Annotated in this window: 25 protein-coding genes; 15 read left to right on the plus strand and 10 right to left on the minus strand. The window is 71.7% G+C overall.

The annotated features are described in order from the left end of the window. Nucleotides 1-40: 40 nt before the first annotated feature. Nucleotides 41-1642, plus strand: a complete 1602-nt coding sequence (locus ACIPTO_RS31550; RefSeq protein ID WP_401197943.1) for an ABC transporter permease — start codon at nt 41-43, stop codon at nt 1640-1642. 12 nt (nt 1643-1654) lie between these two features. Further along, nucleotides 1655-2689 carry an ABC transporter ATP-binding protein gene (locus ACIPTO_RS31555; RefSeq protein ID WP_366321168.1) on the plus strand — a complete coding sequence of 345 codons (1035 nt, stop codon included), beginning with the start codon at nt 1655-1657 and terminating at the stop codon, nt 2687-2689. Between the two features lie 91 nt (nt 2690-2780). On the opposite strand, the gene ACIPTO_RS31560 is transcribed toward ACIPTO_RS31555, so the two are convergent. The 7 genes from ACIPTO_RS31560 to ACIPTO_RS31590 form a co-directional block, all read right to left on the minus strand. Continuing rightward, entirely contained in the window at nt 2781-3467 is a 687-nt protein-coding gene (locus ACIPTO_RS31560) for an LAETG motif-containing sortase-dependent surface protein (protein ID WP_366320974.1), read from the minus strand. 160 nt (nt 3468-3627) lie between these two features. Beyond that, nucleotides 3628-4749 carry a Rossmann fold nucleotide-binding protein gene (locus ACIPTO_RS31565; RefSeq protein ID WP_366320976.1) on the minus strand — a complete coding sequence of 374 codons (1122 nt, stop codon included), beginning with the start codon at nt 4747-4749 and terminating at the stop codon, nt 3628-3630. A 25-nt stretch (nt 4750-4774) separates the two neighbouring features. Further along, entirely contained in the window at nt 4775-5182 is a 408-nt protein-coding gene (locus ACIPTO_RS31570; protein ID WP_366320978.1) for a VOC family protein, read from the minus strand. Nucleotides 5183-5246: 64 nt separating this feature from the next. Next, on the minus strand, nt 5247-6599 hold the full coding sequence (locus tag ACIPTO_RS31575) for a hypothetical protein (protein WP_401197779.1): 1353 nt from the start codon (nt 6597-6599) through the stop codon (nt 5247-5249). Further along, a complete protein-coding gene (locus ACIPTO_RS31580) occupies nt 6581-7321 on the minus strand; it encodes an ATP-binding cassette domain-containing protein (protein WP_366320982.1) in 741 nt (246 codons plus the stop codon). The genes ACIPTO_RS31575 and ACIPTO_RS31580 overlap by 19 nt, the downstream gene beginning before the upstream one ends. A 216-nt stretch (nt 7322-7537) precedes the next feature. After that, on the minus strand, nt 7538-8917 hold the full coding sequence (locus ACIPTO_RS31585) for an aspartate aminotransferase family protein (protein ID WP_366320984.1): 1380 nt from the start codon (nt 8915-8917) through the stop codon (nt 7538-7540). Continuing rightward, nucleotides 8902-9420: an Lrp/AsnC family transcriptional regulator gene (locus tag ACIPTO_RS31590; protein WP_366320986.1), complete on the minus strand. Its 519-nt coding sequence runs from the start codon at nt 9418-9420 to the stop codon at nt 8902-8904. Before ACIPTO_RS31590 ends, ACIPTO_RS31585 begins: the two co-directional genes overlap by 16 nt. 166 nt (nt 9421-9586) lie before the next feature. Here ACIPTO_RS31590 and ACIPTO_RS31595 point away from each other — a divergent pair, with 166 nt between their 5' ends. From ACIPTO_RS31595 to ACIPTO_RS31610, 4 genes are all read left to right on the plus strand, one after another. Beyond that, on the plus strand, nt 9587-11026 hold the full coding sequence (locus tag ACIPTO_RS31595) for a gamma-aminobutyraldehyde dehydrogenase (protein WP_366320988.1): 1440 nt from the start codon (nt 9587-9589) through the stop codon (nt 11024-11026). A gap of 402 nt (nt 11027-11428) precedes the next feature. Further along, on the plus strand, nt 11429-12619 hold the full coding sequence (locus tag ACIPTO_RS31600; RefSeq protein WP_366320990.1) for an extracellular solute-binding protein: 1191 nt from the start codon (nt 11429-11431) through the stop codon (nt 12617-12619). Between the two features lie 216 nt (nt 12620-12835). Beyond that, nucleotides 12836-13753 carry an endo-beta-N-acetylglucosaminidase H gene (locus ACIPTO_RS31605; RefSeq protein WP_366320992.1) on the plus strand — a complete coding sequence of 306 codons (918 nt, stop codon included), beginning with the start codon at nt 12836-12838 and terminating at the stop codon, nt 13751-13753. Nucleotides 13754-13980: 227 nt separating this feature from the next. After that, nucleotides 13981-14823, plus strand: a complete 843-nt coding sequence (locus ACIPTO_RS31610; RefSeq protein WP_401197784.1) for a PhzF family phenazine biosynthesis protein — start codon at nt 13981-13983, stop codon at nt 14821-14823. A gap of 9 nt (nt 14824-14832) precedes the next feature. On the opposite strand, the gene ACIPTO_RS31615 is transcribed toward ACIPTO_RS31610, so the two are convergent. Further along, nucleotides 14833-15294, minus strand: a complete 462-nt coding sequence (locus tag ACIPTO_RS31615) for a MarR family winged helix-turn-helix transcriptional regulator (RefSeq protein WP_366320996.1) — start codon at nt 15292-15294, stop codon at nt 14833-14835. 78 nt (nt 15295-15372) lie between these two features. On the opposite strand from ACIPTO_RS31615, the gene ACIPTO_RS31620 reads away from it, so the two are divergent. From ACIPTO_RS31620 to ACIPTO_RS31655, 8 genes are all read left to right on the plus strand, one after another. Next, the gene (locus tag ACIPTO_RS31620; RefSeq protein WP_401197787.1) at nt 15373-16521 is read left to right on the plus strand and encodes an ABC transporter permease; all 1149 of its coding nucleotides are present in this window, start codon (nt 15373-15375) and stop codon (nt 16519-16521) included. Nucleotides 16522-16636: 115 nt separating this feature from the next. Further along, nucleotides 16637-18058: a dihydrolipoyl dehydrogenase gene (gene lpdA, locus ACIPTO_RS31625; protein ID WP_366321000.1), complete on the plus strand. Its 1422-nt coding sequence runs from the start codon at nt 16637-16639 to the stop codon at nt 18056-18058. Nucleotides 18059-18252: 194 nt separating this feature from the next. Beyond that, the gene (locus ACIPTO_RS31630) at nt 18253-18648 is read left to right on the plus strand and encodes a sortase-dependent protein (protein WP_401197789.1); all 396 of its coding nucleotides are present in this window, start codon (nt 18253-18255) and stop codon (nt 18646-18648) included. Continuing rightward, complete coding sequence (locus ACIPTO_RS31635; protein ID WP_401197792.1) at nt 18645-19271, plus strand: class F sortase; 627 nt, start codon at nt 18645-18647, stop codon at nt 19269-19271. Before ACIPTO_RS31630 ends, ACIPTO_RS31635 begins: the two co-directional genes overlap by 4 nt. A 98-nt stretch (nt 19272-19369) precedes the next feature. Further along, nucleotides 19370-19861 carry an RNA polymerase sigma factor gene (locus ACIPTO_RS31640; protein WP_366321006.1) on the plus strand — a complete coding sequence of 164 codons (492 nt, stop codon included), beginning with the start codon at nt 19370-19372 and terminating at the stop codon, nt 19859-19861. Beyond that, the gene (locus ACIPTO_RS31645) at nt 19845-20357 is read left to right on the plus strand and encodes a hypothetical protein (protein ID WP_401197795.1); all 513 of its coding nucleotides are present in this window, start codon (nt 19845-19847) and stop codon (nt 20355-20357) included. The genes ACIPTO_RS31640 and ACIPTO_RS31645 overlap by 17 nt, the downstream gene beginning before the upstream one ends. Nucleotides 20358-20541: 184 nt before the next feature. Then, entirely contained in the window at nt 20542-21825 is a 1284-nt protein-coding gene (locus tag ACIPTO_RS31650) for an alginate lyase family protein (protein WP_401197798.1), read from the plus strand. Nucleotides 21826-21876: 51 nt separating this feature from the next. Then, on the plus strand, nt 21877-23598 hold the full coding sequence (locus ACIPTO_RS31655; protein ID WP_401197801.1) for a sigma-70 family RNA polymerase sigma factor: 1722 nt from the start codon (nt 21877-21879) through the stop codon (nt 23596-23598). Here the strand turns inward: ACIPTO_RS31655 and ACIPTO_RS31660 are convergent. Both ACIPTO_RS31660 and ACIPTO_RS31665 read right to left on the minus strand, forming a co-directional pair. Then, nucleotides 23580-24281, minus strand: coding sequence for a glycerophosphodiester phosphodiesterase (locus ACIPTO_RS31660; protein ID WP_401197803.1), 702 nt, complete (start codon nt 24279-24281; stop codon nt 23580-23582). The genes ACIPTO_RS31655 and ACIPTO_RS31660 overlap by 19 nt on opposite strands. Before the next feature lie 19 nt (nt 24282-24300). Beyond that, nucleotides 24301-25368, minus strand: a complete 1068-nt coding sequence (locus ACIPTO_RS31665; RefSeq protein WP_401197805.1) for an adenosine deaminase — start codon at nt 25366-25368, stop codon at nt 24301-24303. 277 nt (nt 25369-25645) lie between these two features. On the opposite strand from ACIPTO_RS31665, the gene ACIPTO_RS31670 reads away from it, so the two are divergent. After that, entirely contained in the window at nt 25646-26470 is an 825-nt protein-coding gene (locus ACIPTO_RS31670; protein WP_401197808.1) for a DUF4190 domain-containing protein, read from the plus strand. Nucleotides 26471-26492: the final 22 nt, after the last annotated feature.

A 26492-nucleotide genomic window follows, 5' to 3' on the forward strand; every position in this document is an offset into this window, starting at 1 on the left:
GCGGAAGGCCCGCGGGGGCGGCGCGACCCGGCTCGGCCTCATGGCCCTGCCGGTCGCGTTCTTCGCGGTGTTCTTCGCCTACCCGGTCGCCGCGATCGTCGGACGGGGCCTGAAGGCCGACGGCGCCTGGAAGGTGGGCCGTGTCTGGGACGTGCTGGGCCAGTCCGACATCCGGCACGTGCTGTGGTTCACCACCTGGCAGGCGCTCGCGTCCACCGCGCTCACGCTGCTGATCGCGCTCCCCGGCGCGTATGTCTTCGCGCGCTTCGACTTCCCCGGCCGGCACGTCCTGCGGGCGGTCGTGACGGTGCCGTTCGTGCTGCCGACGGTCGTCGTCGGTACGGCCTTCCTCGCGCTCGTCGGCCGGGGCGGACTCCTCGACGACCTGTGGGGCGTACGGCTGGACACCACCGTGTGGGCCATCCTGCTCGCGCACGTCTTCTTCAACTACGCGGTCGTCGTACGGACGGTGGGCGGCCTGTGGTCCCAGCTGGACCCGCGTCAGGAGGAGGCCGCGCGGATGCTCGGCGCCTCCCGGCCGCGGGCCTGGCGGACGGTGACGCTGCCCGCGCTGGGGCCCGCCGTGGCCGCCGCCGCGCTGATGGTCTTCCTCTTCACGTTCACGTCCTTCGGCGTGGTCCAGATCCTCGGCGGCCCGACCTTCTCGACTCTCGAAGTCGAGATCTACCGCCAGACCTCCGAGGTCTTCGACCTCTCCACGGCGGCCGTCCTGACGATCGTCCAGTTCGTCGCGGTCGGCGCGATCCTCGCCGTGCACGCCTGGACGGTACGGCGACGGGAGAGCGCCCTGCGGCTCGTGGACCCGGCGGTGACCGCACGGCGCCCGCGCGGGGCCGGCCAGTGGACCCTGCTGGCCGGAGTCGTCGCGTCCGTCGCGGTGCTGCTTCTGCTGCCGCTCGCCGTGCTGGTCCAACGCTCGCTGGACACACCGGACTTCGGCTACTACCGCGCGCTGACCCACGACGACGGCGGAACCTTCCTGGTCCCGCCGATCGCCGCGATCGGCAACTCGCTGGAGTACGCCCTCGCCGCCACCGCCATCGCCGTGGTGATCGGCGGGCTCGCCGCCGCCGCCCTCACCCGGCGCGATGCCGGGCGGCTGGTGCGGGGCTTCGACGCGCTGCTGATGCTGCCGCTCGGGGTGTCGGCGGTGACGGTCGGCTTCGGGTTCCTGATCTCGCTCGACAGACCCCCGCTGGATCTGCGGAGTTCCTGGATCCTGGTGCCGCTCGCACAGGCCCTGGTCGGAGTCCCCTTCGTCGTACGGACGATGCTGCCCGTGCTGCGGGCGGTGGACGGGCGGCTTCGGGAAGCGGCGGCCGTGCTCGGGGCGTCGCCGTGGCGGGTGTGGCGCGAGGTCGATCTGCCGCTGGTGCGGCGGGCGTTGCTGATCGCCGCCGGGTTCGCCTTCGCGGTGTCGCTGGGCGAGTTCGGGGCGACCGTGTTCATCGCGCGGCCCGACAACCCGACCCTGCCGGTCGCCGTCGCCCGGCTGCTGTCGCGCCCCGGTGACCTCAACTACGGCCAGGCGATGGCCCTTTCGACGATTCTGATGCTGGTGTGCGCGGTGGCCCTGCTGGTCCTGGAGCGGCTGCGCACCGACCGGACCGGGGAGTTCTAGATGCCGCCGACCATGCCGCCTGCGATGCTGCTCCGCCTTGAGGAGGCGACCGTACGGTTCGGGGGGCGGCCGGTGCTGGACGCCGTCGACCTGGAGGTCGCGGAGCACGAGATCGTGTGTGTGCTCGGGCCCAGCGGCAGCGGCAAGTCGACGCTGCTGCGGGCGGTCGCCGGGCTCCAGCCGCTGGACGCCGGGCGGGTCTCGCTCGACGGCAGGGACCAGTCGGGCGTGCCCGCGCACAAGCGGGGCGTGGGTCTGATGTTCCAGGACCATCAGCTGTTCCCGCAGCGGGACGTGGCCGGCAACGTCGCCTTCGGGCTGCGCATGCACGGGGCGTCGAGGAGGCAACAGGACGACCGGGTGGGCGAGTTGCTCGACCTGGTCGGACTGCCGGGCGCGGCCCGCCGTGCGGTCGCCGGGCTCTCCGGCGGCGAACAGCAACGGGTGGCACTGGCGCGGGCGTTGGCGCCCCGGCCCCGGCTCCTCATGCTCGACGAGCCGCTCGGCCAGCTCGACCGGTCCCTGCGGGAGCGGTTGGTCGTCGAACTCCGCGAGCTCTTCGGCACGTTGGGCACGACCGTGCTGGCGGTCACGCACGACCAGGGCGAGGCCTTCGCGCTGGCCGACCGGGTGGTCGTGATGCGGGACGGCCGTATCGCCCAGTCCGGTACGCCGCTCCAGGTGTGGCAGCAGCCCGCCGACGAGTTCGTGGCCCGCTTCCTCGGCTTCGACAACGTGGTGGAGGCCACGGTCGCGGGAGAGGCCGCCGACACCCCCTGGGGCAAGGTCCCGGTCCCCGAGGACGCCCCGCAGGGCACCCGCACCCTCCTCGTACGCCCGGCGGGGGTACGGCTGTTGCCCGCCGACGAGGGCCTGCGCTGCACGGTCGCCGCCCGCACCTTCCGGGGCACCCATGTCGCCGTACAGCTCCAGCCGGAGGACGCGCCGCGCCTTGAGGCGGCCTGCCCGCTGCGGTCGGCGCCGGAGGTCGGGAACGCGGTCGGGGTGGAGTTCGACGCGGCGGAGATCGTCGTGCTCGACGGCTGACCGTCGTACCCGGCTACCGGCGGGGACATGCGTGTGGCCCGTCCCCACGAACCGGACGGGCCACGACTGCGGGTTTTTCAGCGGCTGTCGATCAGCTGCCGTTGTTGGCACCACGACGGCGCATACCGAAGTAGACGGCTCCGCCGCCCACGACGACGAAGGCGCCCGCGATGCCGGCGATCATGCCGGTGTTGGAGTTCGCACCGGTCTCGGCGAGGTTCGAGGAACCGGCGGCCGGGGACGGGGCGTTGTCCGTGGTCGTCGCGGGAGCGGTGCTGCTGCTCTCCGTGGCCGACGGGGTCGGGGTGTCGGACCCGGCCGGGGTCGAGGCGGTCTCCGACGGGGTCGGGGAGGCCTCGGTCGGGGTCGGGCTGGGCGACTCCTCGGCCTTGCAGGCCTTGGACGGCGTGGTCAGGTTCGGCGTGATGTCCTTGTCGACCTGCTTGCCGGCCTTGACGTGAACGCGGTACGTCGCGTTCGGCTGCCAGTCCTCGGCGAAGGTGATGGTGACGCCTTCGCGCGAGCCCTTGACGGTCTGCGCCGTACCGATCTGCTTGGCGTCGGCGCCGTTGTTCTCCAGGAACACCGTGACGGTCGCCTCGGTGGCCGAGGCGTCCTTGTCGGTGACGGTGATGACACCGTTGGTGCCGTCACAGGTCGCTTCGGCCGAGAACTCGCTGATGTTGCAGGCGAGTGCGTTGCCCGCAAAACCGAGCGCGAGCGCGGCCGAGGCGGACGCGACACCGAGGATGCGTACGGAACGTCGAGATATGGACACGTTTGCCCTTCACGGGATGTGCAACTGCGGGGGGCTTAGGGGGAGATGGAGCGGCAATGAGGTGAGGCACCACTACCCCCAGGAGTCTCACTGGTCTATAAGTGCTGCGTAAGCAGTGTCAATGCATATGCCGTGTACGGCAGTTGCCTTTACTTGCACTTTAATCAGAGAGACGTTTCAGCGCCTCCGGAGCCTCCTCGATCCGGTCAACGAGGGCGATACGGGCCTCCATTGGCCGTTCCCGGGCAAGTGCACGCAGCAGCGGCCACGCCGGCAGCCGCTCGGTCCAGTGCTCCCGGTCCACGAGCACCATCGGGGTGGGCTCGCCGCGCGACTCGTAGTAGTTCGGCGTCGCGTTGTCGAAGATCTCCTGCACGGTCCCGGCCGCACCCGGCAGGAACACCACCCCGGCGTTGGAACGCGCCAACAGGCCGTCCTCGCGGGTGGCGTTGGCGAAGTACTTGGCGATGTGCGAGGCGAAGGCGTTCGGCGGCTCGTGACCGTAGAACCAGGTCGGGATGCCGATCGAGTGGTTGCCCTTCGGCCAGCGGGTGCGGACCTCGAAGGCGCGCCGCGCCCAGTCGGTGACGGAGGGCCTGAACGACGGTGATCCGGCGAGGAGTCGGCACGCCTCCGCCAGCATCGCGTCCTCGTACGGCGCCGCGTACGCGCCCAGGTTCGCCGCCTCCATCGCGCCGGGCCCGCCGCCGGTCGCCACGGTGAAGCCGGCCCGGCTCAGCTCGCGGCCCAGGCGCGCGGCACCGCCGTAGGCCTCCGTGCCCCGGGCCGTCGCGTGGCCGCCCATGATCCCCACCACCCGTGCGCCGCGCAGGAGTTCGTCGAGGGCGTCGGAGATCGAGTCGTCGTGGACGGCGCGCAGCGTCGACGCGTATATGTCGCCGTCGGCCCTGGTCCGCTGGAACCAGGCGTACGCGAGCGCGTCCGGCGTCCGCTCGTAGCCCTCGTCGAGCGAGGCGAACAGCTCGGCGGGCGTGTAGAGATGACCGCGGTAGGGGTCGAAGGGGAGGTGCGGGACGGGCGGGAAGACCAGGGCTCCGTCGGCGCGGACCTTCGCGGACGCCTCGTCGCGCATCGGGCAGCCGAGGAAGACGGCGCCCGAGGTGTCCGTGGTGAGCAACTCCCGCGTACGGTCCGTCAGATCGACGCCTTGGACGCGGTGTCCGGCGAGAGTGCCGCGGGACGAGACGATCGCGTCGAAGTCCTCGACCGTCTCGATCTCGCGTTCGTCGTGATGGGCCGCATGGGCCGGGCTCGTCTGCACGCGCCCATGCTAGGCACCCGGCCGATCAGCCCTGGACGGCCGCCGGGTCCATCCACACGATCTCCCAGGAGTGGTTGTCCAGGTCCTCGAAGGAGCGGCCGTACATGAAGCCCTGGTCCTGGATGTCGTCGTTGGCGGTACCGCCCGCCGCGACCGCCTTCTCGATCATCTCGTCGACCTTCTCGCGGCTCTCGGCGCTCAGACACAGCAGCACCTCGCTGGTGGCGGCCGAGTCGGCGATGTCCTTCTTGGTGAAGTCGCTGTAGCGCTTCTTCTCCAGGAGCATCGCGATGATGGTCTCGCTGATCACGACACAGGTGGTGTCGTCCGTGCTGAACTGGGGATTGGTCGAGAAGCCGAGCTCGGTGAAGAACTTCTTCGACGCGGCGGCGTCGTTCACGGCCAGGTTCACGAAGATCATCTGCTGGTACATGCTGGGGCCTCTCCCATCGGGCGTGCGTGCTGATCGGTGGGTAGACCGGCGCTCCGCGGAAAACTCATCGGTGAGCGAGCGGAAGGGCCGCGAGTTCGGCGATCACGACGGTCAGCGGCACGAACAGGGCGAGCAGCGCCCCCGCGCGCAGGGCCGCCGCGCTGCGCAGCACGGTGGCCGGAGCGCCGAGCCGTACCAGCGCGGCCGTGGTGTCGGCGCGGGACTGCCGGGCCTCGACGGCGGCGGTGCACAGGGTCGCCACCGTGCAGCCGGTCACCAGGAGCGTGCCGAGGGTGGTGAGCGGGCCGACGGCCGTGTCCGTGTCGTAGAGCGCGGTCATCGCGTACGCGCCCGACGCCACCGCGCAGACCACGCCCAGCGGGCGGCCGATGCGGGTCGCCTCCTCCATGAGGACCCGGCCCGCGAGGAGCCGGAGTGCGCCCGGGCGCACGGCCTGGAGGAGCCGTCCGCACAGGTGGGTGAGGCCGGGGCCCGCGAGGGCGAGACCGAGCGCGGTCAGCACCCAGCCGGCCAGTACACCCGCCGGGCCGCCCGCGTGGCCGCCGGGCATGGACAGCCCGTCGGTGTCCGCCGTCCGGTTCGCGTACGCCTCGACGGCCAGACCGGCGGCGAGGACGGCCACACCCCAGGGGAGGCCCTTGGGGACCTCGCGGGGAGCCGGCGGGCGGGTGGGGTCGAGGTCGACGGGGCCCGTGCCGGTCGCGGTCGGCTCGGCCTCGGGCCGGGGCTCGGGCGCGGGGGCGGGCGCCTCCTCGGCTGCCGCCGTACGGCCGCCCGTGCGCAGGTGGGCGCCGAACCTGCCGTACGCCCCGAAGGTCTCCCGGGTGCCCGACCTGCCGTAGGCGCCGAACCGGCCGTAGGACCGCGGGGCGCTCTTCGGGGAGGTGTCCTTCGGGCGGAGCGTCAGGGCCACCGCGACGGACGCGGCCACGGGGACGACGGCGAGCAGGGTGAGGGCGGCGGGGAGCGGGAGGGGAGTGTCCGAGGCGAGGAACTCCGCCGCTGCCCCGTCGAAGGGCATGCCGGTGAGGTCGCCGCGGAGGTGCAGGAAGACGAGGAGGGCCAGCATCGAGCCGAGGGTGCAGGCCAGCGCGGTGGTGGTCGCCGAGATCGCCATCAGCCGGCCGGGGCCGAGGCCGATCGCGGAGAGACCGGGGCGGGGTTTCGTCGCCGGGTCGGTGCGGGCGACGGCCACCGCGAAGTAGACCGTGGCGGCCAGCGGGGTCGCGCACCAGGCGAGGCGGAGGGCGGCGGCGGCCGGGGAGTCGGGGTGGCCCATCGCGTAGCCGAGGGCGCACAGCAGCAGGAAGCCCGTGCCCGCCGAAGCCACCGCGACCAGCAGTCGGCGCAGTTGGACGGCGGGGTGCGAGCCGCGGGTCAGACGGAGAGCGAGCACGCGGCCCGGCCTTCCGACTCGGCGACCGGGGGAAGGTGGACCGTGTTCACCCGGCGCCCGTCCAGCAGCGACACCGTGCGGTCCGCGAGGGCCGCGGTCTCCGCCTCGTGGGTCGCGAGGACGACCGTGATGCCGTGCGAGCGGGCCGCCGTCGTGAGCGTGCGCAGGACCTGGGCGCGGTCCGCGCGGTGCAGCGGGGCCGTCGGCTCGTCGGCGAACAGGACCGTGGGCGCCGGGGCCAGCGCGCGGGCGATCGAGACGCGCTGGCGCTCCGCCTGGCGCAGCTCGTGCGGGCGTCTGCGCGCGTGGTCGCCGATGTCGAGGCGGTCCAGCCACTCCAGGGCGGCGGTCTTGGCGCGGCGGCGGCTGGTGCCGCGCAGCATCAGGGGGAGGGCCGCGTTCTCCCAGACGTTCAGCTCCGGGACGAGCACGGGGGCCGGGTCGATCCAGCCGAAGCGGTCGCGGCGCAGCCGCTCCCGGGTGAGCGGGCCCATGGTGTGCACGGGCACGCTGTTGAACCAGACCTCGCCGCTGCCGGGGCGCTCCAGGCCGGAGAGGCAGCGCAGCAGGGTCGTCTTGCCGCTGCCGCGCGGGCCGCTGACGGCGAGGATCTCGCCCTCCCGGACACCGAGCGAGACACCGCCCAGCGCGGGCGTTCCGTCGTGGTGCTGGAAGTGCAGGGCGCGTGCCCAGAGCACGTCGTTGTCCGGCGGGGCCACCATGCGCGTACACCTCGTTCTGATCCGTTTTCCGTACCGCGTCCCCCTTGCGGGGGAACGAGGACGGGGCCGATCGGTTACCAGGCACGCTAAGGACGATGGGGGCGCGACCCCGGACAGCACACGGCCCGGGGTGCACCCTTCCCACTCGAACGGGTGCACCCCGGGCCGTATAAACCGTTGAACCGGCTGGACCGCCGGGGGCCGGAGCGCCGGGGTCTAGAGCTTCGTCCACGCCTCCGTGAGGACTTGGCGGACGATCGACTCGATCTCGTCGAAGGTCGACTGGTCGGAGATCAGCGGCGGCGACAGCTGGATGACCGGGTCACCGCGGTCGTCGGCGCGGCAGTAGAGGCCGTACTCGAAGAGCTTCTTGGAGACGAAGCCGTAGAGCACGCGCTCCGACTCCTCGTCCGTGAAGGTCTCCTTGGTGGCCTTGTCCTTGACCAGCTCGATGCCGTAGAAGAAGCCGTTGCCGCGGACGTCGCCGACGATCGGGAGGTCGTGCAGCTTCTGCAGGGTCTGCAGGAAGTTGGCCTCGTTGTCGAGGACGTGCTGGTTGAGGTTCTCGCGCTCGAAGATGTCGAGGTTGGCGAGGCCGACCGCCGCGGAGACCGGGTGGCCGCCGAAGGTGTAGCCGTGCAGGAAGGTGTTGTCGCCCCGGTAGAACGGCTCGGCCAGGCGGTCGGAGATGATGCACGCGCCGATCGGGGAGTAGCCCGAGGTCATGCCCTTGGCGCAGGTGATCATGTCCGGCACGTAGTCGAACTTGTCGCAGGCGAACATCGTGCCCAGCCGGCCGAAGGCGCAGATGACCTCGTCCGACACGAGCAGCACGTCGTACTGGTCGCAGATCTCGCGGACCCGCTGGAAGTAGCCGGGCGGGGGCGGGAAGCAGCCGCCCGCGTTCTGCACCGGCTCCAGGAAGACGGCCGCGACCGTCTCCGGGCCCTCGAACAGGATCTGCTGCTCGATCTGGTCGGCGGCCCAGCGGCCGAAGGCCTCCGGGTCGTCGCCGAAGAGCGGGGCGCGGTAGATGTTGGTGTTCGGCACCTTGTGCGCGCCGGGCACGAGCGGCTCGAACGGGGCCTTCAGTGCCGGGAGTCCGGTGATGGACAGGGCGCCCTGCGGGGTGCCGTGGTAGGCGACCGCACGCGAGATGACCTTGTACTTGGTGGGCTTGCCCTGCAGCTTGAAGTACTGCTTGGCGAGCTTCCAGGCGGTCTCGACGGCCTCGCCGCCGCCGGTGGTGAAGAAGACCTTGTTCAGGTCGCCGGGCGCGTGGTGGGCGAGACGCTCCGCCAGCTCCACGGCCTTCGGGTGGGCGTACGACCAGATGGGGAAGAACGCCAGCTCCTGCGCCTGCTTGGCGGCGGTCTCGGCCAGCTCGGCGCGGCCGTGCCCGGCCTGGACCACGAACAGACCCGCGAGACCGTCGAGGTAGCGCTTGCCCTTGTCGTCGTAGATGTAGGTGCCCTCGCCACGGACGATCGTGGGAACGGGCGCGTTCTCGTACGAGGACATGCGGGTGAAGTGCATCCACAGGTGGTCGTACGCGGTGCGGCTGAGGTCCTTGCTCACGGTTATCGGGTTCCCCACATGTAGGTCTGCTTCTTGAGCTTCAGATAAACGAAGCTCTCGGTGGAGCGCACCCCGGGCAGCGCCCGGATGCGTTTGTTGATGACGTCCAGCAGGTGGTCGTCGTCCTCGCAGACGATCTCGGCGAGGAGGTCGTACGAGCCCGCGGTCATCACCACGTACTCCACCTCCGGCATGGCCGTCAGCGCGTCCGCCACGTTCTCGACATCGCCCTCGACGTTCACCCCGACCATCGCCTGCCTGCGGAAGCCCACGGTGAGCGGGTCCGTGACGGCGACGATCTGCATGACGCCCTGGTCGAGCAGCTTCTGGACGCGCTGGCGCACGGCCGCCTCGGAGAGGCCGACGGCCTTGCCGATCGCGGCGTACGGCCGGCGGCCGTCCTCCTGGAGCTGCTCGATGATGGCGAGGGAAACGGCGTCCAAGTGAGGAGTACCGCCGTTCCTGGACTCGCGGGAGTCCCTCTGGTCTGCGCTTCGACTGGCCACGGCTTCACTGTGCACGACGTCTCGACCGTTCCGCAAGGCCGCTTCGATGAAATTCGTTGTTTACGTGGGCAAGACTTGCGGATTTCGTAGCCTTGGCGCGATCAGGGGTGTTGAAAACGTGGGCCGGGCGATTAGGGTGGGTGTCTCAGTGAATGGACACCCAGACCTTGGAGGGCCGGCAGTGAGCACCGAGCTGCGTCGTCTGCGCAATTACATCGACGGTGAGTTCCGGGACGCCGCCGACGGACGGACCACCGAGGTGGTCAACCCGGCGACCGGTGAGGCGTACGCGACCGCGCCGCTGTCCGGCGAGGCCGACGTCGACGCCGCGATGGTCGCCGCCGCCGCGGCCTTCCCGGCCTGGCGGGACGAGACCCCGGCCAAGCGGCAGAAGTTCCTGCTGGACATCGCCGCCGCGTTCGAGGAGCGCGCGGAGGAGCTGATCGCGGCCGAGGTGGAGAACACCGGCAAGCCGATCGGTCTCACCCGCTCCGAAGAGATCCCGCCCATGGTCGACCAGATCCGCTTCTTCGCCGGCGCGGCCCGGATGCTCGAAGGCCGCTCGGCCGGCGAGTACATGGAGGGCATGACCTCGATCATCCGGCGCGAGCCGATCGGTGTCTGCGCGCAGGTCGCCCCGTGGAACTACCCGATGATGATGGCGGTCTGGAAGTTCGCCCCGGCGCTGGCCGCCGGCAACACGGTCGTCCTCAAGCCCTCGGACACCACCCCCGCCTCCACCGTCCTGATCGCCGAGATCATCGGCTCGATCGTGCCCAAGGGCGTCTTCAACGTCGTGTGCGGCGACCGCGACACCGGCCGCGCGATGGTCGAGCACCACATCCCGGCGATGGCCTCCATCACCGGCTCCGTGCGCGCCGGCATGTCCGTCGCCGAGTCCGCCTCCAAGGACCTCAAGCGGGTCCACCTGGAGCTGGGCGGCAAGGCCCCCGTCGTGGTCTTCGAGGACACCGACATCGCCAAGGCCGTCGAGGACATCTCGGTCGCGGGCTTCTTCAACGCCGGGCAGGACTGCACCGCCGCGACCCGCGTCCTGGTCCAGGAGTCCATCCACGACGAGTTCGTGGCGGCCCTCGCGAAGGCCGCGTCCGAGACGAAGACCGGACAGCCGGACGACGAGGACGTGCTCTACGGCCCGCTCAACAACCCGAACCAGCTCAAGCAGGTCACCGGCTTCATCGAGCGGCTGCCCGCGCACGCGAAGGTGGAGGCGGGCGGCCACCGGGTCGGCGAGGTCGGCTACTTCTACGCCCCGACCGTCGTCTCGGGCCTCAAGCAGGACGACGAGATCATCCAGAACGAGGTCTTCGGCCCGGTCATCACCGTCCAGTCCTTCACGGACGAGGCCCAGGCCGTCGAGTGGGCCAACGGCGTCGACTACGCGCTGGCCTCCTCGGTGTGGACCAAGGACCACGGGCGCGCGATGCGGCTGTCGAAGTCCCTGGACTTCGGCTGCGTCTGGATCAACACGCACATCCCGCTGGTCGCGGAGATGCCGCACGGCGGCTTCAAGAAGTCGGGCTACGGCAAGGACCTGTCGGGCTACGGCTTCGAGGACTACACGCGGATCAAGCACGTGATGACGTCGCTGGAGGCGTAGGCGCGTGGCGGTTGGTGTTCGGTGGCTGACGGCTGACGGCTGACGGCTGACGGCTGACGGCTGACGGCTGACGGCTGACGGCTGCCGGCTGCCGGATGTGCCCACTGCACTGCGCCACACCGCACCGCACTACGCCGCACCACACCGCCTGACCGGCCCCGCACCCCGCGGCCCCGCACGGGATCAACTCCCGTGCGGGGCCGTTGTGTTGTGCCCGGGGGAGTCCGCTGGCGCGGTGCCGGACACCCGGGCCGGAGTCGGCGGAGACCTCGCGTCGCGCCCGGTCCGCGTGAACGTGCGGTTACTTCACAGGCAACCGATCGACAAGGTGTCGGGTCCACAGGAACCCGCTCGACGCAGCGTCCATTGATCGGGGACGGGCGCCCGGGTCATGCTGCGCGGGTGCCCCAGACTCCGAAGTCGTACTCGCCCTCCCGTCGCTCCCTGCTGCGCGCGCTCGGCGGGACCGCCGCGCTCGGCGCGCTCGCCGGGTGCGGTGTGCCCGCCGCGTATGTCCAGGCGGGAGATCGTGCCGGCGCCGATCTGTCCACCAAGGACAAGCGGCTGACCTGGGCGAACTGGCCGCTGTACATCGACACCGATGACGACGACGCGACGAAGCGGCCCACGCTCGACGCCTTCGAGAAGCGCACCGGGATCTCCGTCGACTACATCGAGGAGATCAACGACAACGACGAGTTCTTCGGCAAGATCAGCCCGGCGCTCATGAACCACCAGCAGACCGGCCGCGACCTGATCGTCATGAGCGACTGGATGTGCGCGCGGTTCGTCCGCCTCGGCTGGGTCCAGCGGATGGACCGGTCCGCGCAGCCTAACGTGGCGAAGTACCTTGACCCGCAGCTCAGTTCGCCCGCCTTCGACCCGGGCCGCCGGTACACCGTGCCGTGGCAGTCGGGCATCACCGGCATCGCGTACAACCACCGCAAGCTCGGCCGCGAGATCCGCCGTGTCTCCGACCTGTGGGCCAGTGACCTGAAGGGCCGGGTCACCCTGCTCTCCGGGCTCGACGAGGCGTTCGCGCTGCTGATGCAGGGCAACGGCGTCGACATCACCAAGTGGACCGCCGCCGACTTCCACAAGGTGTGCGACCAGGTGCGGACCCAGGTCAGCCGCAACCAGATCCGCCGCTTCACCGGCAACGACTACACCAAGGACCTGGTCAGCGGTGACGTCCTCGCCTGCCAGGCCTACTCCGGCGACGTGATCCAGTTGCAGGCCGACAACCCGGACATCCGCTTCGTCGTCCCCGAGGAGGGCGCGGAACTCTGGGCGGACTCCCTGATGATCCCGGACCTGGCCCGCCACAAGACCAACGCGGAACGCCTCATCGACTACTACTACGAGCCCGAGGTCGCCGCCGAACTCGCCGCCTGGGTCAACTACGTCTGCCCGGTCCCGGCCGCCCAGGCCGTCCTCGCGGACTCCAAGGACAAGGACACCGCGGAGCTGGCCGGGAACCCGCTGATCTTCCCGGACTCGACGATGCGGAAGCACCTCGCCATCGCGCGGGACATCACGTCGACGGAGCGGGTCGAGTTCGCGAAGGAGTGGAACAGGATCGTGGGGTTGTAGGGGCGGTGCCGCGGCTTGGCGGCACCTGTCCTCGCATCGCGGATTTCCCGCAACTCCCGCGCCCGGATTGACGGTTGGGGCGCGATATGCGGGGAGTCGGGAAGAGTTCTCCCAGGGTTCCGGGGATTCCCGTACGGGAACGGAAGGGGCGGGGGGCTCACTCGGCGCTCGCCGGCAGGGCGGGCGCCGCTCCATGCGATGGGAGACCGACCGACGATGTTCACTCCGGTGCGGAGAAGAGTACGGACGGCCGCGCTCGCGCTGTCGGCCCTGGCGGCCCTCGCCCTGGGCGCGACCGCCACGAGCGGTGCGGCCGCGGCGCCCGCCGCCGCGAAACAGGGACCGACCTCGATCGCGTACGTCGAGGTGAACAACAACAGCATGCTGAACGTCGGCAAGTACACCCTCTCCAACGGCGGCGCCAACGTCTTCGACATCGCCGTGATCTTCGCGGCGAACATCAACTACGACGCCGGCACGAAGGCGGGGACCCTGTACTTCAACCCGAACGTGCAGAGCGTCCTGGACAACGCCGCCACGCAGATACGGCCGTTGCAGCAGAAGGGCATCAAGGTCGTCCTCTCGGTGCTCGGCAACCACCAGGGCTCCGGCTTCGCCAACTTCCCGTCCCAGCAGTCGGCTTCGGTGTTCGCGAAACAGCTGTCGGACACCGTGACCAAGTACGGACTCGACGGCATCGACTTCGACGACGAGTACGCCGAGTACGGCAACAACGGCACCGGCCAGCCCAACGCCAGCTCCTTCGTGTACCTCGTCTCGGCTCTGCGCGCCAACATGCCGGGAAAGATCATCAGCCTCTACAACATCGGCCCGTCCGCGACCCGCCTGTCCTACGGCGGCGTCGACGTCACCTCCATGTTCGACTACGCCTGGAACCCGTACTACGGCAGCTGGCAGGTCCCCGGCATCGCCCTGCCCAAGTCGAAGCTGTCGCCGGCGGCCGTCCAGATCGGCGGCACCTCGCAGAGCACGGCCGCCTCTCTCGCCGCGCGCACGGTCAGCGAGGGCTACGGCGTCTTCCTGACGTACAACCTCGACGGCACCGACCGCACGGCCGACGTCTCCGCGTTCACCAGGAAGCTGTACGGCAGTGACGCCCACTACACGCCGTAGGCCGACGGCGCCCTCCGGCGTCCGGCGCCTGCGCGGGTCCGACCGGGTCCCGTAGAGCCGCGCATCGGGCGGGCCGCGCTTCCGACAACGATGTCGGAGGCGCGGCCCGCCCTTTCCGGTCCGTGGGTCAGGCCACTTTGTCCGGGGTGGCTCTGTTCCGGCCGGGTGGGTCCCCGCTGGGATGGCGGGGGCCGCAGGAGGAGTCGTTCGGAAGGGGCTTGATGACCATGCCGCGCAGGCGTTCGTTCGTGCAGGTCGACGTGTTCCCGACCGGTCCCTGCTCCGGCAACCCGGTCGCCGTCGTGCTGGACGGGACCGGGCTGGGCGACGAGGAGATGCAGGCGCTGGCGCGCTGGACGAACCTGTCCGAGACCACGTTCCTGCTGCCGCCGACCGTCCCCGAGGCCGACTACCGGGTGCGGATCTTCACGCCCGGGGGCGAGTTGCCGTTCGCCGGACACCCCACCCTCGGGTCCGCGCGGGCCTGGCTGGAGGACGGCGGTACGCCGAAGGACGATCAGCGGATCGTGCAGGAATGCGGCGTGGGCCTGGTCACCGTGCGCCGTGACGAGGACGTGCTGTCCTTCGCCGCCCCGCCGCGCGTGCGGGAGGGGGCGCTCGACGAGGGCCGACTGCTGCGGATCGTAGGCGCGTTGGGGATCGAGCGGGACCAGGTCATGGCCCACGAGTGGGTCGACAACGGTCCCGGGTGGGCCGTGGTCCGGTTGGCCACGGCCGCGGAGGTCCTCGCGCTCGAACCCGATTTCTCCGGTATGCCGGACGCGATGGTCGGGGCGATCGGAGCCCACCCCGAGGGGTCCCCGTACGCGTTCGAGATGCGCACCTTCGCCCCCGGCGCCGGTGTCCCCGAGGACCCCGCCTGCGGCAGCATGAACGCCGGTGTCGGCCAGTGGCTCACCTCCACCGGCGCCGCGCCCGCCTCCTACCGGGTCTCCCAGGGCACGCGGCTCGGCCGGGCCGCGAGCATCGGGATCACCGCCGACCGGGACGGCACGGTGTGGGTCAGCGGCGCGGCCGTCGTCCTCATCAGTGGCGGCATCACCCTCTGACCGGCCCGCTCATCCGTCGGCGTCCTCCGGGGCCGGTTCCAGGGCCGAGGGGTTCAGTGACGCCAGGAGCTTGAGCAGGAGCGCGTGGGTCTGTTCCTGTTCCGCCGGTGTCAGCACCCGCAGTGCCTCCGCGTGCGCGGCGTCCACGATCTCCGCCGCCTCCGCCGCGAGCCGTACGCCGGCCTCGGTGGCGTGCAGGCGCTGGGTGCGCCGGTCGCCGGGCGTGGTGCGCCGCTCCAGCATCCCGCGCTCCACCAGCCCGTTGACCGCCGTGCCCATGGACTGCGGGGTGATCGCCGCCCGGCGTGCCGCGGTCGCGCTGGAGACGCCCGGGTCGAGGACGGCCTGCATCAGGGCCCGGTGCTGGGCGAGCGTGAGCCGGAGCGGGCGCAGGGCGCGCTCCATCCGGGCCGCCATGATCTGGCCGATCTGCCAGGCCACGTAGCCGGTGCGGCGGTCGGGATGGTTCACGGAACGGACCTCTTTTGGAAGGCAGCTGATTGTGATGTACAAATATTATCAGTCACCTTTCAATCGAGGACCGCTCCGATGTCCCAGCACGTCCCACCCCGGGTCACCGCCCCGACCGGCCCCGGCACGCCCCGCAGCGCCGGCCCCACCGGCCCCACCCGCACCGCCCGGCACCCGCACAAGCACGCGCTGGACGTGGCCCATCCGCCGCCCGGCCCCGGGAACACGCGTGCCGTCCTGCTCCCCGTGGCGGTCGTCCTCCTGGTCGGCGCCGTGTTCGTCAGCGTCTACCTCGCCGCCTTCCACGCCCCGGAACCGCACCGACTCCGCGTCGGCACCACGGAGACAGGCACCGCGCAGGCCCACCTGAACCAGGACCTGGAGCGCGTCGCCCCGGGCGGCTTCACCATGGAGACCTACCCGGACGAGTCCGCCGCCCGCGACGCCGTACAGGACAGGCAGGTCTACGCGGCCTACCTCGGCGACGGGAGACTCCTCTACGGCAGCGCCAACGGAGCCGCCGTCACCGCCACGGTGACCACCGCCTTCGGCACCGTGGCCCACGCCGAGCGGCACGAACTCGCCGTCGAGGACGTCGCCCCGGCGGCGGCGGGCGACACCCGGGGGCTGTCCGTCTTCTACGCCGCCTTCGGCCTCGTCCTCGCGGGCTACCTCTTCGGCATGACGACCTACCAGCTCGCGCCCCGCCTCCAGTACCGCTGGCGGATGGCCAGCCTGGCCCTCTTCGGCATCGTCGGCGGCCTCCTGATCGCGACCATCGCCGGAAGCACCGGCTTCGGCGCGCTGCCCGGGCCGTTCCTGCCGCTGGTCGCCGTGGTCTCCCTGATGGGCGCGGCGGTCGCGGCCACGACCATGGTCCTGCTGCGGCTCTTCGGCTCGGCCGGCGTCACCCTCGCCTCCATCCTGATGCTGATCCTCGGCAACAGCACCAGCGGCGGCATCATGCCGTCGGCGTACCTGCCGGACTGGCTGCGCCCGCTCTCCGGGATCCTCCCGGTCGGCGTCGGCGTCCGCGCGATGCAGGGCCTGTCCCGCTTCCAGGACGACGGCCTGGCCCGCGCCCTGGTGATCCTCCCGGTGTGGGTGCTCGGGGCGATCCTCGTGCTCTACCTCAAGGACGTGTTCCGCCGCGGCCCCCAGGCCGTGACGCCGGCACCGCAGTCGGCGGCGGAGGCGGTGCCGGTGCCCGGTCCCGCGGCCGGCTGACGGCTTCCGCGGCCGCCTCGGCCCCGCGCCGCTCTTCGCCCGATCCCCCTCGGACGCGGCATCCTGGACACCGCGGAGGATCTACGCGGACCTCCTCCCGGGAAAGGACCTTTCGATGGACCAGCAGGACGCGCAGGACGAGCGGTTCGATGTCGTCGTACTCGGTGCGGGCCCCGGCGGCTATGTGGCCGCCGTCCGCGCCGCCCAACTCGGCAAGCGGGTCGCGGTCGTCGAGGAGAAGTACTGGGGCGGTGTCTGTCTGAACGTGGGCTGCATCCCCACCAAGGCCCTTCTGCGGAACGCCGAGTTGGCGCACATCTTCACCCGCGAGGCGAAGACCTTCGGCATCAGGGTCGAGGGGGAGGTCTCCTTCGACTACGGCGAGGCGTTCAGCCGCAGCCGCCGGGTCGCGGACGGCCGGGTCAAGGGCGTCCACTACCTGATGAAGAAGAACAGGATCACGGAGATCGACGGCCGCGGCACGTTCGTCGACGCCCACACCCTCCAGGTCGCGGGCTACGACGGCGAGTCACGCACGATCGGCTTCGACCACTGCGTCATCGCGACCGGCGCCACGCCCCGCCTGCTGCCCGGCACCAAGCGCACCGCGCGCGTGGTCACGTACGAGGAGCAGATCCTCGCCGACGAACTCCCGCGATCGATCGTCATCGCCGGCGCGGGCGCGATCGGCATCGAGTTCGCGTACGTGCTGCACAACTACGGCGTGAAGGTCACGATCGTGGAGTTCCTGGACCGCGTGGCGCCCCTGGAGGACGTCGAGGTCTCCACCGAACTCGCCAAGCAGTACCGCAAGTTGGGCATCGACGTCCTCACCTCCACCCGGGTCGAGTCCATCGACGAGTCGGGCCCGCAGGTCCGCGTCACCGTCACCGGCAAGGACGGCACCCAGCAGGTCCTGGAGGCCGACAAGGTGCTCCAGGCGATCGGCTTCGCCCCGAACGTCACCGGCTACGGCCTGGAGAACACGGGCGTACGGCTGACCGAGCGCGGCGCGATCGACGTCGACGGGCACTGCCGTACGTCCGTCCCGCACCTGTACGCCATCGGCGACGTCACCGCGAAGCTGATGCTCGCGCACGCCGCCGAGGCGATGGGCGTCATCGCCGCCGAGACCCTCGCGGACGCGGAGACGATGGAACTGGACTACGCGATGATCCCGCGCGCCACCTACTGCCAGCCGCAGATCGCCAGCTTCGGCTACACCGAGGCGCAGGCCCGGGAGGCGGGGCACGACGTCAAGGTCGCGAAGTTCCCGTTCACGGCGAACGGCAAGTCGCACGGCCTCGGCGACACCACCGGATTCGTGAAGCTGATCAGCGACGCCAGGTACGGCGAACTCCTCGGCGGCCACCTCATCGGCCCGGACGTCACCGAACTCCTCCCCGAACTCACCCTCGCCCAGCAGTGGGACCTCACCGTCCACGAGGTCGCCCGCAACGTGCACGCCCACCCGACGCTCGGCGAAGCGGTGAAGGAAGCGGTGCACGGCCTCGCCGGACACATGATCAACATGTGACGCGGTCCGCCGTCGCCCGGTGACACCCGGGCCGACCGGCCTGCTCCGCCCGCCGGATCACGCCCCCGGGCGACTTTGCCGTCTCTTTGCAACCCGCCCCTGCGCTGCCTCGTCTCTCCGCTCGATCAGTGACCCGCCCCGCCGCCGGACCGCCCGATGGTTCCGGCGGGGCGGCCTACGAGAGAGAGCGATTCATGCGCCGAACTGTCCTGAGCGCACTGGCACTTGCCTGCGGCGCCGTCCTGGCGAGCACCGCGCCCGCGTTCGCGGACGGGGCCTCCGCGACCCCGACCCGAGCCCCGTCCACCGCGCCCTCCGCGGTGCCGAGCGCGTCCAAGGCGCCGACCCCGGTCCCCAGCGACGCCTCCACCCGGCCGAGCACCAGGCCCGCCGAACCGTCCGCCGCGCCCGCCCGGAGCCGCGGTCAGGTCGCCGTGGTCCCGAGCGGCGCCCCCGACACGGGCGTCGCCCCGGTGGCGAAGTCGTCCGGCGACCTGACGACCGGCCTGGCCGGCGGGGGAGCCGCCGCGCTGGTCGTCGGTGGCGGCGCCTTCCTCGTCGTACGGCGCCGGAGGACGACCGGCGTATGACCTCGCTCTCCAGGCGCGCCTTCGTCGTCGCGGCGACGGCGACGCTGCTCGCCGGCTGCGGCGGCGGGCACGCTACGACGTCGACCGCGAACTCCGGTACGGGAAAAGGGAGTTCGGCCGACAAGCAGTCCACGCCCACCGCGCCGCCGGCGGGCGGGGCAGCGCACGCCCTGGCCCGTTCCGTCCCGGTCACCCTGCGGGTCCCGGCGATCGGGGTCGACACCCCGGTCATGGGGCTGGGCCTCGCCTCGGACGGCACCGTGCAGGTGCCGCCGATCACGGCGCACGACCGGGCGGGCTGGTACCGGAACTCGCCGACACCCGGGCAGACCGGGCCGTCGGTGATCCTCGGCCATGTGACCGTCGGCGCCTACGGGGACGGCGTGTTCCGTCACCTCGCGAAGCTGCGCAAGGGCGACCGGATCGAGGCGGGCCTGGAGAACGGCACGACGGCCACGTTCACCGTCACCTCCGTACGGACGGTCGCCAAGGCCGACTTCCCGTCGGACGAGGTGTACGGGAACGTGGACCGTCCCGAACTGCGTCTCATCACCTGCGGAGGGACCCGTACCGGTACGGGCTACCTGGACAACGTGATCGTCTTCGCCGCGCTGACCTCGTAGTTCCCCCTGGATCCACCTAGATCCCCCCGGATCCAGGTAGGTCAGCGCAGAACCGCGGAGCACCGCGTGGCCCATCCCCGTACCGACCATGGAGAGTGTTGAAACGGTCCCGCGAGCGGGCAGCGTCCGAACTGTTCGCCGCCGTCTATCCGCGCCTCGCCGGCTGGTGCCGCCGTCTCGTCGACGACGACGAGACGGCGCACGAGATCGCCTCCGAGGCGTTCACCCGGCTGTGGGCCCGCTGGACGAAGGTGGCGGAGCCTCGCGGTTTCCTCTACGTCACCGCGGCGAACCTCGTCCGGGACCACTGGCGCAAAATGGAACGTGAACGCCGGGCGGTGCGCCGTGCCACCACGGAGGAGGCGGTACGGCCACCGACCGAACAGGAAGACCCCTCGGTACGGCTGCTCGTGCAGTCGCTCCCCGAACGGCTGCGCGTCCCGATCCTCCTGCACTATTACGCCGACATGCCGATCCGGGAGGTGTCCGTGCTGACCGGACGCAAGGAAGGAACCATCAAGGCCGACCTCCACGCGGCCCGCGAACTGCTCCGCGCCCACCTGAGGAGAAGCGTTGACCACACACTTTGACGAGGGAGGCGAGGGCCGGGACATCGACCCCGACGACCCCCTCACGGTCATCCTGCGCCCCTCCTCCGACTACCTCGGCCCACCCCCCGGCCGCTACGAGGCGATCCGCCGCGGAGCCGGCCGCCGTCGACTGCTCCGCGCGACGATCGGCGCCGGCGCGACCTGCGCGGTGATCGTCCTGGCCGCCCTCCCGTTCCGCCTGGCCCACCACGACGCCCCCGTGACCCCCACGGTCCCGCTCGCCCCGCCGCCCGCGCGCAGCAGCCCCGCGCCCACGCCCTCGCAGTCCGCGGCCACGTCCCCGAGCCCCACCGCGGTCCCGCGTTCCCCCGCCGATCCCCGTCTCCCGAGCCGCACACCGACCCCGAGCACGGAACCGTCCCGGGTCCCGGCGGCCCCGTCCGCCTCAAGATCCGTCCAGGAGTCGGCGACCGGCGCGACCTCGCGGACGTCCCGGTCCGTCGCGCCGTCCGCCGTGGCGACCACCGGTCGGTGACGCGCGGCCGTACGGAGCTGCCGGGAGCACCCTCCGCGGGATCCAACCCCGGCCCGGTGCGGCCGGAGTCGAACCCCGCGCCGAGGCCGGCCTCCCCCTCGGTGCCGGAAAAACCGTTATCGCGAGGGACTTCACCCCGTCTCCCTGTGCGTCCGCAGTCCCCTCACGCACCGGAGCCACCCACATGGCCACCAGCGCACCCCAGCGCCCCCACCAGCACCGCCTCAGCCGCCGGGGCCTGTTCACCCTCGGCGGCGGAGTCGCGGCGGCGGGCGTCGTCGGCGCCGGGATCGCCGCCCTCACCGGCGAAGGGGCCGACGCCGCGCAGCCCCGTACCGCCGTCGGCACCGCGACCGCCCGCCCACAGGCCTTCGCGCACCCGGGCATGCTGCACAACGCCGGTGACCTGCACCGTGCCGAGGTCCGCGTCGCCGCCCGCGAGGACCCCTGGCTGAAGGGCTGGACACGGCTCACCGACAACCGGCACTCCGCGAGCAACTGGCAGCCCCGCCCGCAGGCCGTCGTCGTCCGCGGCGGCACCGGCCAGAACTACGTCACGCTGTACAACGACATCCACGCCGCCTACCAGAACGCCCTGCGCTGGCGGATCGGCGGCACCAAGGCCCACGGCGACACGGCGGTCGCCATCCTCAACGCATGGTCGGCCACCCTCACCACGCTCGACGGCAACGCCGACCGCTTCCTGGCCGCCGGCCTCTACGGCTACCAGTTCGCGAACGCCGCCGAACTCGTCCGCGATCACCCGCAGTTCGCACTCGCCCGCTTCCAGAAGATGATGCGCACGGTGTTCACCCCGATGAACACCGACTTCCTCACCCACCACAACACCGCCACCATCACCAACTACTGGGCGAACTGGGACCTCTGCAACGTCGCCTCCCTCATGGCGACCGGCATCCTCTGCGACGACCGCGCCACCTTCCGGCGCGCCGTCACCTACATGAAGTCCGGTGCGGGCAACGGCTCGTTCCAGCACGCCATCCCCTTCGTCCACGACGGCCAGGGCCTCGCCCAGTGGCAGGAGAGCGGCCGCGACCAGGGCCACACGATGATGGGCATGGGCCTGATGGGCGCGATCTGCGAGATGGCCTGGAACCAGCGCGTCGATCTCTACGGCTACCTCGACAACCGGTTCATGAAGGCCGCCGAGTACGTCGCCAAGTACAACCTCGGCGCGGCCGTGCCCTTCACGACGTACGGCTGGCGCAGCGGCCAGGGCAACGGCGCCTACCGGGAACAGCGGGTGATCTCGGACGTGGCCCGGGGCGCCGTCCGCCCGGTCTGGGAGATCCTGTACAACCACTACGCCCGCCGCCGGCGCCTCTCCGCCCCGTTCATCACCCTCATGGCCGAGAAGGTGCGGGCCGAGGGCGGTGGCGGCGACTACGGCCCGAACAGCGGCGGTTTCGACCAACTCGGCTTCGGGACGCTGCTGTACAGCACGTGACACCGCCGTACACCGAGCTGCATCGAACGACGGGGGAGGGCGAGGAGCGGCGTGGACGGGCGGCAGTGGCACTCCACCATCGCGGCGGCACAGGCCGGTGACCGGCGGGCGCTGGACGAACTGGTCGCGGGCTGGCTGCCGTTGGTCTACAACGTGGTCGGCCGCGCCCTCAACGGCCATGCGGACGTGGACGACGTGGTCCAGGAGACGATGCTGCGCGCCGTCGACCACCTCGGTTCACTGCGCGACCCGGACAGCTTCCGGTCCTGGCTGGTGGCCATCGCCATGCGCCAGATACGGGACCGGGCCCGCCGCACCGTCCCGGACCGGCTACCCGACGGCCTGCCGGGAGACGCCGCCGACTTCGCCGAACTGACCGTCCTGCGGCTCCAGTTGGAGGGCCAGCGGCGTGAGGTCGCGGAGGCGGTGCGCTGGCTCGACGACGAGGACCGCCACCTCCTCTCCCTGTGGTGGCTGGAGGTCGCCGGCGAACTCACCCGCCGCGAACTGGCGTCGGCGCTCGGCATCAGCCGCCAGCATGCCGCCGTCCGCGTCCAGCGGATGAAGGAACGCCTCGAAACCGCCCGCGCGATCGTCCGCGCCCTCGACACCGCCTGCCCCGACCTCCGTGCCCGCACCGCCCGTTGGGACGGCCGCCGGGACTCGGTCTGGCGCAAACGCCTGGCCCGCCACCTGCGCGGCTGCGCCTGCTGCGGCGACCCGCGCGAGTCCGTCGTACCGGCGGAACGCCTGCTCGTAGGCATCGCCCTGGTCCCGCTCCCGGTCGGCTTCACCCTGTCCCTGGCGTTCGGCGCGAAGACGGCGGCGACCACGGGGATCGCCGGCACGGCCTTCGGGGTGGGCGCGAGCGGGGCCGCCGGTTCGGCCGGTGGGCCCGCCGGGTGGTCGGCCAAGCTGCTCGGGGCGCTGACCAAGCCCGCCGTCGCCGTGACGGCGGGGGCGACGATCGCGGCGGGCGGCGTCTACGTCGTGGCCCAGTCCCCGGACGACCCGCCGCCCAAGGCCCTCACCTCCACGGCGGCGGCCACCGCGCCCGCCCCGGGCTCCGCCGCCCCGACGACCACCGCGTCACCGTCCCCGTCGCACTCGCCCTCCCCGTCCCCGTCGAAGAGGACGGCCACCGGCCGCTACGGCTCGGTCGTCGACGCCGTGGACCGGGCGCCGGACCCCGACGAGCCCCCCACCGCCCTTCCGCGCCGCCCCGCGTCCGGCGTCACCAGCAGCGGCGGCGCACACGCCACGCTGAACCATCGCGGGGACGACGTGACGCTCAGCGGCCAGGGTTACGTGCTCGTCCGCTGGCAGATCTCGCCGCAGTACCGCAACGGCGCGCTGGTGATGCCGAGTTGGACCACCCTGAAGGGCTGGCTCTTCCACGTGGCCTCCGGCGGCGGCCGTCGCATGGACGACCCGGTCAGCACCACCGACACCACCGCCACCGGCATGGGCAGCTCGACCACCGGCTACGACGTCCTGCCCGCCGGCACCCAACAGATGTGGCAGAACGAGTACTTCTACGTCGACGGCAGCGTCACCCTCACCGTCAACGAACGCGGCGCGGACTACGGCCTCAACGTCTTCCCCACCACCTGGGACGCCGTGGAGAAGGACATCACCACCGGCCCCGCCCAGGGCGCGACCCGCTACGGCCTCACCCGGGACACCGGCAGGGACGACACCCCGATACCGCAGTACGCGACCCGCTCGACCCCGGCCGACCCGGCGACGGTGGCTCAGGAGTCCCGCGTGTAGCCGTTCTTCCTGAGCCCGCACAGCACGTCGACACGGTTGGTGGTGATCGAGTCGACGCCCATGTCGAGGAGCCGCCGCATCGAACGACGGGTGTCCGGGGTCCACACCGACAGCAGAAAGCCCTCGCGGTGGATGTGCGCGGCGAGGTCCCGGTCGACCAGCGTGAAGCGGTAGTTGAGCCAGCGCGGCCGTACCGCTTCGAGCACCGCGGGGCGCGGGGGAGCGAGGGAGGTCCAGGTCAGGGCGATCTCGGCGGAGGCGTCGGCCGCGCGGACGGCGAGCATGGCGTCGGCGCCCGCGCAGTAGTACACGCGGTCCGCCGCGCCGTACGCGCGGATCTCCTCCACGATCCGGCGTACCGCCCGCCGGTCGGCGGGGCCGGGCAGGTCGACCATCACCCGGCTGCCCTCGGTCGCGGCCAGCGCCTCGGCCAGCGTCGGCACCCGGCCGTCGGTGAGCCCGCGCACCTCGTCCGCGGAGAGCGAGGCGAGCGGGCGTTCCACCTCCCACAGCCGCTCCAGCGTCTCGTCGTGCAGCAGCACGGGTACGCCGTCACGGGTCAGCCGTACGTCGAACTCGACCGCGTCCGCGCCCTGTTCGAGCGCGGAGCGCAGCGAGTCGACGGTGTTCTCGCGGACACGGTAGGGGTCGCCGCGATGGCCCACGGCGGTCACGTTCTGCATGGGCCCATTGTGCTGGTTGTCAGGGCGCCAGCCACGCGGAGGTGTAGGTGTCGATCTCCTCGTCGATCCGGGCCTTGCCCGCCGCGTCGAGGAAGGAGGCCCGCACGGCGTTCTTCGCGAGGTCGGCGACACCGCGTTCGTCGAGGTCGAGGAGGCGGGCGGCGACCGCGTACTCGTTGTTCAGGTCGGTGCCGAACATCGGCGGGTCGTCGGAGTTGATCGTGACGAGGACGCCCGCGCGGGTGAACTCCTTGACGGGGTGCTCGTCGAGCGTGCGGACCGCGCGGGTGGCGATGTTGGAGGTCGGGCAGACCTCCAGCGCGATGCCGTGCTCGGCGAGGTGGGCGAGGAGCTTGGGGTCCTGGGCGGACGTGGTGCCGTGCCCGATGCGCTCGGCCCGCAGGTGGTTCAGGGCGTCCCAGACCGTCTCGGGACCGGTGGTCTCACCGGCGTGCGGCACGGAGTGCAGCCCGGCCGAGAGGGCCTGGTCGAAAAACGGCTTGAACTGCGGCCGGGGCACCCCGATCTCGGGGCCGCCGAGCCCGAACGACACCAGCCCCTCCGGCCGTACCCGATCGTCGGTCGCGAGCCGCACGGTCTCCTCGGCGGCCTCCAGTCCCGCCTCACCGGGAATGTCGAAGCACCAGCGCAGCACGGTCCCGAACTCCGCCTCCGCCGCCTTGCGGGCATCCTCGATGGCGTCCATGAAGGCCCGCTCGTCGATCCCGCGGCGCGTCGACGAGAACGGCGTGATCGTCAGCTCGGCGTACCGCACCTGCTGGCGTGCCATGTCCCGGGCGACCTCGTACGTCAGCAGCCGTACGTCCTCCGGCGTGCGGATGAGGTCGACCACGGACAGGTACACGTCGATGAAGTGCGCGAAGTCCGTGAAGGTGAAGAAGTCGGCCAGGGCCTCGGGGTCGGAGGGGACCCTGGAGTCGGAGTGGCGCGCGGCCAGTTCCGAGACGATCCGCGGGGAGGCGGAGCCGACGTGGTGGACATGCAGCTCGGCCTTCGGCAGCCCGGCGATAAAGGCATGCAGGTCACGGGCCTGACCGGCGGCGGGTACGGCGCGTTGGTCGGACAAGGTTCCTCCCCGGAACGGCGCTCCGGCTGATACCGGCCGGAACGCGGGTGATCGGCTGATCGATGACTCGGGATCATCGTAGGCCGGGGCGGGAACGGAGGCGTCGGTACTCCCCGCCGGGGCCCGGGGAGCGGGACCGCCCGCGGAACGCTCTAGCATGGTCGCTCCGACGATGGACCGACGGGACCGACGGGACCAGCAGAACAGACGGGTCCGACAGGACCGACAGGACCCACGGGACCGACAGGACCGACGGGGAGAAGGACGGGGACGGGGCATGGGGGACGAGACACAGCCGGAGGCCAACGCGGGCACGGGCGCGGACGCGAACCGGGACCTGTGGGCCCCGCCGGCCGGCAGGCCGTCGCTGGACAAGGGCGCGCGACAGCCGACGCCGGCACCGCCCCCCTCCCCGCAGGACCAGCACCCGCCGACCATGGTGCAGCCGCCACAGTCACCGTCCGTGCACAACCAGGCCACGGTGACGTCGATGCCGGCCGAGGGCTTCGCCCCGCCGGCCTCCGGCCCCGGCGCACCCGGCCAGGGCCGCCCCGGCACACCCCCCGGCACCCCGGGCTACGGCCACCCCGCCACACCCCCCGGGCTCCCCAGCTACGGCACCCCCGCCTACGCCCAGCCCACCCCGGCCGGCGGCTACGGCACCCCGCACCCCCAGAGCGCCCCCGCCCCGGGCCCCGGCGGCTACGGCTACCCCGGCTACCCGCAGGGCTACGGCTGGCCCGGTATGCCGATGGCCCCGCAGAACAACATGGGCACGGCGGCGATGGTGCTGGGCATCCTGTCCTGCTGCCTGTTCTGCGTCTACGGCTTCGTCTCCCTGGTCCTCGGAGTCACCGCGATCATCCTCGGCGTCAAGGGCAAGAAGCGTGCCGACCGCGGCGAGGCCACGAACCGTGGTCAGGCGCAGGCGGGCTTCATCACCGGCATCATCGGAACCGCTCTGGGCGTCATCACGATCGCCGCGCTGATCATCGGCATCGCCTTCGCCATCAAGCACGGCGACAACACCGACACGTCGGACCCCGACCCCTTCTACAACTCGGCCCCCAGCGTCACGGTCCCGTTCCTGCCCCAGGCCTGACCCCCGGGTCCCCGGCACGCCG

Origin of the sequence: Streptomyces sp. NPDC090083, from assembly GCF_044747445.1 — a bacterium.
Classification (GTDB): Bacteria; Actinomycetota; Actinomycetes; order Streptomycetales; family Streptomycetaceae; genus Streptomyces.